Consider the following 12,776-nt stretch of genomic DNA (forward strand, 5'->3'; position numbering starts at 1 on the left):
CACCGCCCCCCCATTCTGTACGAAACGTAACATACGTCATATTCGTACAAAAATCAACCTCACCGCACCCACGGCTGCAACGCCTCCGGCTCCGGCGCACCCTCCTCCGCATACCTCCGCTGCAGCACCTCCTGCATCATCACCCGCTCCGCCTGCACCGGCTTCCCCTCCTCCCCCTCGAACCCCGGCTTCGGTCCCTCATAGGCCCCACGGTTCCGGTAATGGGAGATCGTCTCCGCCCCCCGGATCACCCCCGCCAGCCGGGCGTGCATGTAGCTTTTCAACACGTCATTGATCCGCGGCCCATAGTCCGGCCCCATCGACCGGAAGAACTTCAGCACATCCGCCTCCAGCCGCAGCGTCACCTTCTCCTTCCCGCTAGCCGGCCGCTTCTGCGCGATCTCGTGCCACTCCGCCGGGATGCGGCCTGTCATCTCGATGGAGTTATGCAGGTCCCACTCCAGGCGTCGCATCACGTCCATCATGTAACTCATCTGCGCCCGCTGCCGGGGCGTCTGCTTTTTCAGGTCGGGCATGTCCAAGGCTCCTTTGTCCCCACCAAACCACCCAAAGGTTAACGCCCGCCGTCGCCAGCGCCCCGCCCGACGCAAAGCCGACATATGCCCGACGGATGCCAGACGCTTAACCCCCAGTTAACCAACCTCTGCCATCCTTGCGGCCATGAAACACCTCATCCCACTGATCCCACTCGTCTTTCTGACAGCCTGCGGAGCCTCCCCCGCCCCCGAATTCATGGGCGCGACCCGTACCGACGTTAACCTTAACGGGCGGGACTATACGGTGTTCCAAAAGGGGGAGCGGGTAGAGGTCATCCGCCTCGGCTACGCACGCCGGGGGGAGCATCAGGAAATCCGAGCCACGATGATCGAACTCATCCCCCGCGTGACCGGCTGCAAGCTGCGGGAAAGCACGCTGCAAGGCGACAGTGGCGAGATGCGGGGTAGCCTCGACTGCCCAAAGCAGCCTTGACTCATCTGGCAAAACCCCCAAGAAGCAGGCACCGCAACGGGGGCCTGCCATGCGCCAGATCGACCTTTCCCGCACCCTGCCGTATGCCCGTATCCCGGAGCTTCCGAACCCCTATTTCGGCAAGGTCCGCGACTGCTATGACTTGCCCGACGGCACGCGCCTCCTGATCTCCTCGGACCGGATTTCCGCGTTTGATCAGATACTTGCGGTAATCCCCTGGAAGGGTCAGGTCCTGACCCAACTCGCCCGCTACTGGTTCGACCACACCGGCGACATCGCTGCGAACCACGTCCTCGGCTACCCCGATCCGAACGTGGTCCACTGCCAGCGCGTCACCATCCTGCCGGTCGAAATCGTCGTCCGTGGCTACCTTGCGGGCACGACCTCGACCTCGATCCTGACCCAGTACAAGACCGGCGCGCGGACGATGTACGGCCACACCCTGCCGGACGGACTGCGGGACAACCAGGCCCTGCCGCAGGCCATCATCACCCCCACCTCGAAGGCCTTTGACGGCGGCCATGATGAGCCCCTGACGGCGACCGAGATCATCTCGACTGGCCTGTTAACCAGAGCCCAATGGGACGAAGTCAGCGCCAAAGCCCTGGCATTGTTCGCCAGAGGCCAGGAAATGGCACAAAAACAAGGACTTACCCTTGTAGACACCAAATACGAGTTCGGCACCGACGCCGAGGGCAACATCCTCCTCGCCGACGAAATCCACACCCCCGATTCCAGCCGCTACTGGATCGCGGAAGGCTATGAAAACGCCCTGAAAACCGGCACGAGACCCCCCAGTTTCGACAAGGACGTCATCCGCTCCTGGGTCGTCGCGCGCTGCGACCCCTACAAGGACCCGGTCCCAGAGATCCCCTTGGAAATGATCGAAAAAACCGCGAAGGTCTACATTGAAGCCTTCGAAAAAATCACCTGCCAGCCCTTCATTCCGGACACCTCCGGGGATACGCCCCTGGACCGCATCCGAACCAAACTAACGCCGTTCTTCACCGCCTGACCTGTTTGCGCTAACAGTACTCCGACAAAAGGGGGGGACAAGACATGATTCTCAGCTGCGGCGAAGCCCTGATCGACATGCTCCCCCGAACCTCGACGCTGGGCGAACCCTGCTTTGCCCCCTATGCCGGAGGTGCCGTCTTCAACACAGCGATTGCCCTGGGAAGACTCGGCGCGCCGTCGGCGTTCTTTTCGGGGGTGTCAAACGATATGCTTGGGGAAATCCTGGCCGATACCCTTATCGCTTCAAAGGTTGATACGCAGTATCTCGCGCGGTCCGACCGGCCGACGACGGTTGCCTTCGTAAAGCTGGTGAACGGGCAGGCAACCTATGCCTTCTACGACGAGGCGACTGCGGGACGGATGCTTTCTACGGCAGACCTGCCCGCACTCCCCGCTGATATCACCACTTTCTTCCTGGGCGGAATCAGCCTGGTCAACGACCCCGCCGCCAGCACCTATGAGGCGCTGCAGGCCCGCGAGAGCGCCACGCGGGTCACCATGGTCGACCCCAACATCCGCCCCGGGTTCATCGCCGGAAAAGAGGCAGAATACCGCGCGCGGATCGAGCGGATGATCGCGCGGGCCGACATCGTCAAGCTGTCGGATGAGGACCTGCACTGGCTGGAAGGGCAGGGGGATCTCACGGCGCTGGCACGTGGGATTCTGGCTAAGGGGCCCAAGGTCGTCTTCATCACCGAAGGCGCAAAAGGGGCACGCGCGGTGACGGCCAGCCAGGATATCTTCGTGGCCGCGCAAAAGGTTGCCGTGGTCGACACTGTCGGCGCGGGCGACACGTTCAATGCCGGAGTGCTGGCGGCGTTGCATCAGGCGGGGGCTTTGACCAAGGCGGGGGTCGCAAGCCTGTCAGACGCAGCGCTGACGGCGGCCCTGTCCCTCGGCACCCGGGCGGCAGCGGTCACTGTCAGCCGGGCCGGGGCCAACCCGCCCTGGGCGCACGAGCTGTGAGAGCGGTTCTCCAGCGGGTCACCGAGGCCCGCGTTCACGTCGATGGCGCCCTGATCGGCGAAACGGGGAAGGGCTTCCTGATCCTGGTCTGCGCGATGGGCGGGGATACCGAGGCGCAGGCCGAGAAGCTTGCGGCCAAGGTCGCCAAGTTGCGGGTGTTCAAGGACGATCAGGGCAAGATGAACCTGTCGGTCCGCGACATCGGCGGCAGTGCGCTTGTGGTCAGCCAGTTCACCCTTGCCGCCGACCTGCGCGGCAATCGGCCCGGCTTTTCTACAGCCGCGCCCCCAGCAGAGGGCGAGCGGCTGTATCGCCACTTCAGTCAAGCGCTTGAAAAGGAAAGCGTTCCGGTTGCCAACGGCCAGTTCGGGGCCGACATGGCCGTCAGCCTGGTGAATGACGGGCCGGTGACCATCTGGATGGACACCGACGACCTGTAAGCCCTAGTTGAACGGGTTGCCCGGCGTCTTCTTGGTGATGACATCGCCACAGTCGATCAGCGCGGAAATCGACGCGCTGGACCCGGCAAGCGAGTAGTTCTGGACGTCCGACCCGTCGTCATCGCGCAGATACAGCCGATTGCCGCGTGCCACCTCTGCAATGAAGTCCACGCCCGCATTACTGTCGGGCAGGTAGAACAGCACCGAATTCTGGTACAGCTCGGCCCCGGTCAGGCTCCACGGAGCGCGGCGGTCGATCTGTACACCCAGGTCGGCAGTCTGGCCTTCGCCGAACTCCCAGGCGGTCGAGTAAAACTGCAACTGCACCGCGCCATCCGGGAAGGTCCAGATCGAGAAGCTTTCGCCCGGGGCTTTCACCTCGGCCACGCAGCCGACCGAGCCGTCATCCCAGCCGACGATCGAAACCTGCCAGTGTTTGTGCGCAAACAGCACTTCCGATTCCTGCGCAGACGCCATCCCAGCCGCCGCCGCAATCAGCCCCGCAACCACCATCAATCCCGATTTCATCGCCAGGTCCCTTCACCTATTCCTTAATTCTTATCGCCGGATGGCGACGATGCTATCAAATGAAAATTATTGTCATCCAGATGGCGATTTTGGGACGGTTGCGGATCAGGCTGCCCACTCCCATGGGTTCGAGAACTGGCCAAGCACCGACTGCACCGCGGCATCGTCGACCGCGCCCGACTTCGAGATCTGTGCGACCAGACCACGCTTCTTGTCCTCAATGACGGCAGAAACCTTCGCGGGCACGCCCGCTTCGGCCAGGGCTGCATCGTAGGTGCGGGTGATGGCCAGGCAGCGCAGGTCAGGCTTGAAGACCTTGCCCACGGCCGTTTTCGGCAATTCCGGCAGGATTTCCAGGTGCTTGGGTACGGCAGCGCGTTCGTGGATGTGCGTTGAGACATAGGTCATCAGGTCTTCCACCGTCGCCGACGAACCTTTCACCAGTTCAACATAGGCGCAGGGCAATTCGCCCGCATGGGCATCCGGCTGGCCGATGGCGCCGACGAAGCCCACCGCCTCGTGCCCCATTAGGGCCTCTTCGATGATCGCCGGGTCGATGTTGTGGCCGCCGCGGATGATCAGGTCCTTGGCGCGGCCGGTGATGAACAGGTAGCCGTCCGCGTCGATCCGTCCCAGGTCGCCAGTGCGCAGGAAGCGGCCGTCAGCGAACAGTTCCTTGTTCTTGTCGGCCTCGGTGTAGGTCGAGCCTTCATAGACCCCGGGGTTCGAGATGCAGATTTCTCCCACCTCGTCCACGTCGCATTCCCGGAAGCCGATGGCACCCTGACTGGTCAGGATGCGGACCTGGGTATAGGGGAACATCAACCCGACCGAGCCGATCTTCTTCACCCCGTCCGGCGGGTTGATCGACACAAGGCAGGTGGCTTCGGTCAGACCGTAACCCTCGATGATCTCGATCCCGGTTTCCTTCTTGAACCGGTTGTAAAGCTCGACCGGCAGGGGGGAGGAGCCCGAGAAGGCGTTCTTCAGGCTGGAGATGTCGGCATTGACCGGGCGCTGCATCAGGGCTGCCAGCGCCGTCGGCACGGTGATCATATAGGTCACCTTGTAGCGTTCGATCAGCTTCCAGAAGTTGTCGAACACGCCCTCGCCGCGATAGCCCTGCGGCGTGGGGAACACGACATGCGCGCCCGAGCCGATCATCGACATCAGGATCGGATAACAGGCAAAGACGTGGAACAGAGGCAGGGGGCACATCACCACGTCTGTGGGCTTGAACAACAGCGTCGTGCCCAGCCAGCCGTTGTAGATCATGCCGCTGGCCTTGTGCTGCGCGACCTTGGGCATCCCCGTGGTCCCGCCGGTGTGGAAATAGGCGGCGACGTGGTCTTCGGTGCGGTCGGCAAAGGTCAGCTTGTCGGCGGGCATCCGGGACAGCTCGACCCGGAAATCCTTGACGTTGGCCGTGTGCTGGGGCGGGTTCTTCGGCCGGATCCAGGGGACGATGACCTTCTTCAGCCCCGAAAGGTAGGGCACAAGGTCAACCTCAAGCAACGTCTTGACGTTCGGCGCGAACTGCACCGCCTCGCTGACCTTCTGCGCCAGATCGGTCTTGGGGAAGGCCTTCAGCGTGACGACAACCTTGGCATTCGTCTCGCGCAGGATGGCGCTGATCTTTTCCGGTTCCAGAAGCGGGTTGATCGGGTTGACGATCCCCGCAACCATCCCGCCCAGCAGGGTCACGACCGTGTCCATCGCGTTTGGAAGGACGAAGGCGACCACGTCCTTCTCGCCGACGCCCAGGGACCGGAACAGGTTCGCCGCCTGCGTGACCTGCGCATGCAACTCGGCCCAGGTCAGGGTGATGCGCTTGGTTTCGGGGCCGGAGAGGAGCTGATAGCTGACCGCCGGTCGCGCGCCATGGGCAGTCTTGGCCCGGCCCAGATACTCATAGATCGACCGGGCTTGACCCCGATCTGCCCAGGGCATTTCTGCTTCAATGGCGCGAAGGTCCGCCGCGGTGGCGAAATTGGTCATCGGTTCCTCCCCTTGGTCCGCCCGCTGTTGCCGCAGGCTTTTCCTGAACATGGGGGTGGGAAACGGGTTTGTGAAGTCGGATTGTCCGGACCCGGGCCGCAGGACGCTACGTCAGACAGGATGTGAGCCCGGGTCCTTCCGTGGCGACAGGCAAAGTCGCCGACATGGAGCTTTCGGTTACACCAGCGCGGACGCCGCAAATGGATCGTCGTCCGGGTCCTGATGCCACTGATACTCGGCGCCCCTCGCGATGCCTTTTGCAGCCTCGAGGCCGATCATGTCGGCAATGGCGGCAAGCGACATGTCCATACCGGCCGAGACCCCGGACGAAGTGTAAAGCGTGCCATCCCGCACCCAGCGCGCCTTTGGCTGCCAGTCGACCTCTGGCCGCTTCTCCTCCACCCACGAGAACAGCGCCTTGTTCGTCGTCGCGCGCCGCCCGTCAAGAAAGCCGGTCAGGGCCAGCAGCGCACTTCCGGTGCACACGGACAGGACATGCGTGGACCGGGATGCTGCCAGTCCAAGCCAAGGGACAATACGGTCGGTGTCGACCGGGATGCTGCGTCCCCAGCCACCAGGCACAAGCAGAACGTCGAAATGGTCCGCTTCCGACAGCGAGAGGTCTGCGACTGTTGCCGGGCCCATGTTGCTGGGCACCGGTCCCTTCTCGGGTGCGACAATCGCGATCCTGAAGGCGTCGGCGTTCCAGCCGAAGAACTCCAGCGGGCCGAAGAGGTCCAGAAGCTCGAAATTGGGATAGACGAGGGCTCCGACAGTTCTCATTCGGCCACCTCCACGGTCAGCCACAGAATACCATCGTCGGCCCTTTACGACTAGCTTGAGAGAGCCCCTTCGGTGAACTGCAGCCGCGCCAGCCGCGCATAAAGCCCGCCCTCGGCCACCAGCGCGTCATGCGTGCCCTGCGCGACGATCCGGCCCTGATCGAAGACCACGATCCGGTCGGCGCGTTTCACAGTCGCCAGCCTGTGCGCCACGACCAGAGTTGTCCGCCCCTCGGCCAGTTTCTCAACCGCCGCCTGGACCAGCCGCTCGCTTTCGGCGTCGAGCGCACTGGTCGCCTCGTCCAGCAGCAGGATCGGCGCGTCGCGCAGAATGGCGCGGGCAATCGCCACCCGCTGCTTTTGCCCGCCCGACAGCATCACGCCCCGCTCGCCCAGATAGCTGTCATAGCCCTGCGGCAAGGCGGTCAGGAAGTCATGCGCGGCGGCGGCCTTGGCGGCGGCCTCGACCTCGGCATCGGTGGCGTCCAGCCGGCCGAAGCGGATGTTCTCGCGCGCTGAGGTGGCGAAGATCACCGGGTCCTGCGGCACCAGCGCGATGGCCTTGCGGAAATCGCCCCGCGCGAGGTCCGTCAGTGCGATCCCGTCCAGCGTGATCCGCCCCGCCTGCGGGTCGTAAAAGCGCATCAGCAGTTGCAGGATCGTGGTCTTGCCGGCCCCCGAAGGCCCGACCAAAGCTACCGTCTCGCCGGGTTTCACATGCAGGCTGACCCCGTTCAGCGCGCTTGCTTCGGGCCGCGCCGGATAGCGGAAGGTAACCTCCTCGAAAGCAATCTCGCCGCGCACCGGGCGGGGCAGGGGCACAGGACGCAGCGGGTCCTGCACCGAATCCTCGGTCCCCAGCAGTTCCACCAGACGCTCGGTCGCCCCGGCGGCCCGCTGCAACTCGCCCCAGATTTCCGACAGCGCACCCACGGCCCCCGCCACCATTACCGCATAGATCACGAACTGGATCAGCGCGCCCACGGACATCTGGTCCGCCCGCACATCCCGCGCGCCGACCCAGAGCACGCCGACAATCCCGGCAAAGGTCAGGAAGATCACGATCACCGTCATCACCGCGCGCGTCTTGATCCGCGCCTTGGCCGAAGTGAAACTCTTCTCCGTCACCTCGGCAAACTGCCCGCGCGTCGCGCCCTCATGGGTAAAGGCCTGCACCGTTTGCACCGAGGTCAGCGCCTCGGAGGCCGAGCCCGAAGAGGCCGCGATCCAGTCCTGGTTTTCCCGCGACAGCGCCCGCAACCTGCGACCCAGCACCACGATAGGCACGATGATCGCAGGCACGATCAGCAGCACCAGCCCGGTCAGCTTGGCCGAGGTCAGGAACAACAGCACCAGCCCGCCCAGCAGGATCAGCACATTGCGCAGCGCCACGGAAACCGACGAGCCGATCACAGACAGGATCAGCGTCGTGTCGGTGGTGATCCGGCTGAGAACCTCGCCGGTCAGGATGCGTTCGAAAAAGGCGGGCGACATGCCCAACACGCGGTCGAACAGCGCCCGGCGGATGTCGGCCACTACCCGCTCGCCCAACCGGGTTACCAGATAGTAGCGCAGGCCCGTCCCCACGGCCAAAAGCCCGGCAATGACCAGTGCAGCCACGAAATACTGATCCAGAAGCGCGGCATTGGCATCATTGAACCCGTCCACCACCCGGCGCACGGCCAGGGGCAGGATCAGGCTGACCGAAGCGGTCAGGACCAGCGCCAGCAGCGCCAGGCCCAGAAGCGCACGATAGGGCCAGAGAAACGGCACCAGCCCCCGCAGGGCACCCACCCGTTTCGATTTCGGCCGATCCTCGACCGCAGAGCTGTCCGACATAGACCCGCCTCACCCAATTCCGGCACGGGTGTAGTCTGCAAGGCCCTGCCCCACAAGCGCCCCGTGGCTGCGACCAATGGCGCAAGGCCCCCTTTTCCCCGCCTGCGCCACATGCCACGGTGCGCCCATGACCGAGATCAACCGTTTCACCGCCGAAGACGGCGCCCGACTTGCCTATCGCGACGAAGGGCAGGGGCTGCCCCTACTGTGCCTGCCCGGCTTGACCCGCACGATGGCCGATTTCGACTATCTGGTGCCGCACCTGCCGCCGCTCCGCCTGATCCGGATGGACTACCGGGGCAGGGGGGCCAGCGACTGGACCGGCGCGGCCACCTACACCGTCGCGCAAGAGGCGCGCGACGTCCTTGCCCTGCTCGACCACCTGGGCCTTGCGCGGGCGGCGATCCTTGGGACCTCGCGCGGGGGGCTGATCGGCATGGTCCTGGGCGCCACGGCGCGCGACCAGCTCATCGGCCTTTGCCTTAACGATGTTGGACCCGAGATCGACCGCACGGGCCTGTCCCGCATCAGCGACTACGTCGGTCGCAACCCGGCCGGGCGCACCCATCAGGACTATGCCGAGCGCCTGTCCCGCAGCCCAGGATTCGCGGGCGTGCCGATGACCCGTTGGCTGGAGGAAGCACGGCACCTGTCGATCGAGACTCCCGACGGGCTGCGCATCAACTATGACCCAACCCTGCGCGAGGCCTTTCTTGCCGCCTTCGACGGCCCACCCGTCGACCTCTGGCCGTTGTTCGATGCGCTTGCCGGACTGCCGCTGGCGCTGATCCGGGGCGCAAATTCCGACCTCCTCACCCAAGCTACTGCAGCGCAGATGCGCGCGCGCCGCCCCGACATGGCCTTTGTCGAAGTGCCCGACCGCGCGCATATCCCTTTCCTTGATGAACCGCAGGCCCTGGACCTGATTCACCGCTTTCTGGCAGGCTGCACATGACCGATATCACGCTGATCGAAGCCGCCGCCCGCCGGATGCAGGGCCACGTCCGGCGCACACCGCTCCTCCATGCGCCGCTCCTCGACCGGCTGGCAGGTCGGCGCATCATGGTCAAGGCCGAGTGCCTCCAGATCACCGGCAGCTTCAAGGCGCGCGGCGGCTGGTCCGCCGTTTCGGCGCTGACGCCAGACGCCCGCGCACGGGGCGTGATCGCCTTCTCCTCGGGCAACCATGCGCAAGGCGTGGCCTATGCCGCTGCGAAACACGGCGCGCCTTGCGTGATCCTGATGCCCTCCGACGCGCCGAAGGTGAAGATCGACAACACAAGGGCCTATGGCGCCGAGGTGGTGCTCTACGACCGTGCGACCGAGGATCGTGATGCCATCGGTGCAAGGCTTTCCCAGGCGCGCGGACTGACCTTGATAAAGCCCTACGACGATGCCCAGGTGATCGCGGGGCAGGGCACTGTCGGGCTGGAAATTGCAGAGCAGGCGGCCGAGGCGGCGATCACGACCGCCGAAGTGCTGGTCTGCTGTGGCGGCGGGGGGCTGTCCTCCGGCACCGCCCTTGCGCTTGCGGCCCGTGCGCCGGGCCTGCGCGTGCGGACCTGCGAACCCGTGGGCTTCGACGACATGGCCCGCTCGCTCGCCTCCGGTCAGCGAGAGCGCAACGCGGCCGCTTCCGGATCGATCTGCGACGCGATCCTCACGCCGTCTCCGGGCGAGCTGACCTTTCCGATCCTGTCGCGCCTCGCCGGGCCGGGGGCCGTGGTCAGCGACGATCAGGCACTGCAGGCGATGGCACTGGCCTTCACCCATCTGCGCATCGTGCTGGAACCTGGTGGGGCGGTCGCCCTTGCGGCTGCCCTGTTTGGCGACGACCTGCCCGACACCGTGATCGCCGTCGCCTCGGGCGGCAATGTCGCCCCCGAGGTCTTCGGCGAAGCCCTGCGACGGTTCGGATGAGCCTGGTCTGGCTGGACGACCTCCGGCTGAACGCCGAACTGACCGGCCCCCTGACCGCGCAACCCCTGGTCCTGATCCACGGCCTCGGCCTTGATGCCCGGGTCTGGGACAGGATCGCGCCCGGTCTGTCCCGGCACCGCGTCCTGCGCCTTGACCTGCGCGGCCACGGCATCTCGGACACGCCTGCCCCACCCTATGCGATAGGCGCGATGATCCGCGATGTCGAACGGCTGATCGACCATTTCGCTCTGAAGGATGCGGTCGTGCTTGGGGCAGGCGAGGGCGGGTTGATCGCGCAAGGGCTTGCCGTCAAACGCCTTGACGTTGTCCGTGCCCAGGTCCTGACAGGGTCCGCAACCCGCTTTGCCAATCCTTCGGTCTGGGAGACCCGGCTCGGTCGCCTGCGCCAACACGGCGCCGACTTGGACGCCGAATGTGCCGGTCTTTGCGGCCCAAGATGGCGGACGTCGTCGGTGCTCGACACCGTCCGGACGATGCTCGCCACCACCCGCCTGGACGGCTGGACTGGCTTTGGTGCAGCCGTCTCGACAGCGGACTTCTACCAGACCACCGCCACGCTGCGCCTTCCGACTCTGGTCCTTGCAGGTGCCGAAGATCGCAAGACCCCGCCCGACCTGCAACGCGAACTGGCCGACCTGGTGCCGGACGCCACCTTCCATCTGATCCGCGGCGGAAGCCATCTGTCGATGCTGACTGACCCCGACGGCTTCTTTGATCCGCTGCACGGCTTCCTGATCCGGAAGGGGCATGTCTGAATTTGAAGTTTTGGCATGTCAGAAGCTCGCTCTACGTCAAACAAAGTCATCTCAATTGACCTGATCGAACATCAACGTCTGCCAAAGGCACAAAAACCCGTCGTTGGCCCTATCCCATCCGCGTCATGATCTGTCGCAGATGAAGGGTTGATGCGCCCCCGACCTCCCTAGCTTTCTCTTCGACAAATATTCCGCGGGGGCGTGGGGGTGTGAAACCCCCACTCCTCGGTCAGCCAGAGGGGACGGCCCATGAAACTGAAGGACCTCGAACTCTTCGTCGTTGCCCCCCCGTTCCCCGGATGGGGCGGACGCTACTGGATCTTCCCGAAGCTGACCACCGACACCGGGATCGTGGGTTACGGCGAATGTTACGCCTCTGCGGTCGGCCCCAAGGCAATGCAGGCCGTCATTGAAGACGTCTTCGAGCGCCACATGGCGGGCGAAAACCCCGAAAACATCGAGCTGATGTTCCGCCGCGCTTACTCCGCAGGCTTCACCCAGCGGCCGGACCCGACCGTCATGGGCGCCTTCGCGGGGCTGGAGATCGCCTGCTGGGATATCCTTGGCAAAGCGCGGAACCGTCCGGTCTATGCCCTTCTCGGCGGCAAGATGAACGACCGCATCCGCAGCTACACCTACCTCTACCCCGAACCGGGCCGCGAATCGGCCGAGTTCTGGGTCGATCCGGATGCCGCTGCCGAGGCCGCGGTGCGCTTCATGAACCTGGGCTTTACGGCGGTCAAATTCGACCCCGCCGGCCCCTACACCATCCGCGGCGGCCATGAACCCGCGATGTCCGACATCACCCGCTCCATCGCCTTCTGCAAGGCGATCCGCGAAGCCGTGGGTGACCGCGTCGACCTTCTGTTCGGCACCCACGGCCAGTTCACCACCCCCGGCGCGATCCGCATGGGCCGCGAGTTGGAACCCTACAACCCGCTCTGGTACGAAGAACCGATCCCGCCGGACAACCTGCTGGAATTTGCCGAGGTCGCAAAGTCGGTCCGCGTCCCCCTTGCCACGGGCGAACGCATGACGACCAAGGCCGAATTCGGCACCCTCCTGCGCGCCGGGGGCGTCAAGATCCTGCAGCCCGCCCTTGGCCGAGTGGGGGGAATCTGGGAGGCGAAGAAGATCGCCGCCATGGCCGAGATCTTCAACGCCGAGATGGCCCCCCACCTTTACGCAGGCCCCGTCGAATGGGCCGCCAACGTCCACTTCGCCGCCTCGATCCCGAACCTCCTCATCGCCGAAACCATCGAAACCGGCGGGGCCTTCCACCAGAAGCTCATCAAGAACTCGATCAAATGGGAGGATGGCTACATCCTGCCCCCCGAAGCCCCCGGCCTCGGCATCGACTTCGATGAGGACGTCGCCCGCGCCCACCCCTATACCGGCCCGGGTCTGCACCTGCAGATGCAGGAGGCGCCATGTGACTACCGCCACGGCAACCGCTTCGAAGGTGGCGCTCCTTCCGCGAAGACCTGACCACGCATCCGTGGCAACGCCGTCCGAGTGGC

13 protein-coding genes are annotated in these 12,776 nt (G+C 64.8%); 8 read left to right on the top strand and 5 right to left on the bottom strand.

Annotation, left to right across the window (positions count from 1 at the left end; translation table 11 throughout):
- Window positions 1–59: 59 nt before the first annotated feature.
- Window positions 60–536, bottom strand: coding sequence for a BrnA antitoxin family protein (locus tag E8M84_RS06460; RefSeq protein WP_170971861.1), 477 nt, complete (start codon window positions 534–536; stop codon window positions 60–62).
- 145 nt (window positions 537–681) lie between these two features.
- Here E8M84_RS06460 and E8M84_RS06465 point away from each other — a divergent pair, with 145 nt between their 5' ends.
- From E8M84_RS06465 to dtd, 4 genes are read left to right on the top strand one after another with little or no spacing between them, the layout of a single operon-like run.
- The gene (locus tag E8M84_RS06465) at window positions 682–990 is read left to right on the top strand and encodes a hypothetical protein (RefSeq protein WP_137110325.1); all 309 of its coding nucleotides are present in this window, start codon (window positions 682–684) and stop codon (window positions 988–990) included.
- 49 nt (window positions 991–1,039) lie between these two features.
- On the top strand, window positions 1,040–2,005 hold the full coding sequence (locus tag E8M84_RS06470; RefSeq protein ID WP_137110326.1) for a phosphoribosylaminoimidazolesuccinocarboxamide synthase: 966 nt from the start codon (window positions 1,040–1,042) through the stop codon (window positions 2,003–2,005).
- A 44-nt stretch (window positions 2,006–2,049) separates the two neighbouring features.
- On the top strand, window positions 2,050–2,973 hold the full coding sequence (locus E8M84_RS06475; protein WP_137110327.1) for a carbohydrate kinase: 924 nt from the start codon (window positions 2,050–2,052) through the stop codon (window positions 2,971–2,973).
- Window positions 2,970–3,413: a D-aminoacyl-tRNA deacylase gene (gene dtd / locus E8M84_RS06480; protein ID WP_137110328.1), complete on the top strand. Its 444-nt coding sequence runs from the start codon at window positions 2,970–2,972 to the stop codon at window positions 3,411–3,413. The genes E8M84_RS06475 and dtd overlap by 4 nt, the downstream gene beginning before the upstream one ends.
- 3 nt (window positions 3,414–3,416) lie before the next feature.
- On the opposite strand, the gene E8M84_RS06485 is transcribed toward dtd, so the two are convergent.
- The 4 genes from E8M84_RS06485 to E8M84_RS06500 all read right to left on the bottom strand — a co-directional run bounded on the left by E8M84_RS06485 (window position 3,417) and on the right by E8M84_RS06500 (window position 8,560).
- Entirely contained in the window at window positions 3,417–3,941 is a 525-nt protein-coding gene (locus E8M84_RS06485) for a hypothetical protein (protein ID WP_137110329.1), read from the bottom strand.
- A 105-nt stretch (window positions 3,942–4,046) separates the two neighbouring features.
- Window positions 4,047–5,939, bottom strand: coding sequence for an acyl-CoA synthetase (locus E8M84_RS06490; protein ID WP_137110330.1), 1,893 nt, complete (start codon window positions 5,937–5,939; stop codon window positions 4,047–4,049).
- 177 nt (window positions 5,940–6,116) lie between these two features.
- Window positions 6,117–6,722: a DJ-1/PfpI family protein gene (locus tag E8M84_RS06495; protein ID WP_137110331.1), complete on the bottom strand. Its 606-nt coding sequence runs from the start codon at window positions 6,720–6,722 to the stop codon at window positions 6,117–6,119.
- Between the two features lie 50 nt (window positions 6,723–6,772).
- Complete coding sequence (locus E8M84_RS06500; protein WP_170971862.1) at window positions 6,773–8,560, bottom strand: ABC transporter transmembrane domain-containing protein; 1,788 nt, start codon at window positions 8,558–8,560, stop codon at window positions 6,773–6,775.
- 127 nt (window positions 8,561–8,687) lie between these two features.
- Here E8M84_RS06500 and E8M84_RS06505 point away from each other — a divergent pair, with 127 nt between their 5' ends.
- From E8M84_RS06505 to E8M84_RS06520, 4 genes are all read left to right on the top strand, one after another.
- On the top strand, window positions 8,688–9,515 hold the full coding sequence (locus tag E8M84_RS06505) for an alpha/beta fold hydrolase (protein ID WP_137110332.1): 828 nt from the start codon (window positions 8,688–8,690) through the stop codon (window positions 9,513–9,515).
- A complete protein-coding gene (locus tag E8M84_RS06510) occupies window positions 9,512–10,480 on the top strand; it encodes a threonine/serine dehydratase (RefSeq protein ID WP_137110333.1) in 969 nt (322 codons plus the stop codon). Before E8M84_RS06505 ends, E8M84_RS06510 begins: the two co-directional genes overlap by 4 nt.
- Window positions 10,477–11,256, top strand: a complete 780-nt coding sequence (locus tag E8M84_RS06515; protein WP_137110334.1) for an alpha/beta fold hydrolase — start codon at window positions 10,477–10,479, stop codon at window positions 11,254–11,256. Before E8M84_RS06510 ends, E8M84_RS06515 begins: the two co-directional genes overlap by 4 nt.
- A 249-nt stretch (window positions 11,257–11,505) precedes the next feature.
- The gene (locus E8M84_RS06520; protein WP_137110335.1) at window positions 11,506–12,744 is read left to right on the top strand and encodes a mandelate racemase/muconate lactonizing enzyme family protein; all 1,239 of its coding nucleotides are present in this window, start codon (window positions 11,506–11,508) and stop codon (window positions 12,742–12,744) included.
- The last annotated feature ends 32 nt before the right edge of the window (window positions 12,745–12,776 follow it).

Source organism: Rhodobacter sp. SY28-1, assembly GCF_005222785.1.
Lineage (GTDB): Bacteria > Pseudomonadota > Alphaproteobacteria > Rhodobacterales > Rhodobacteraceae > Tabrizicola.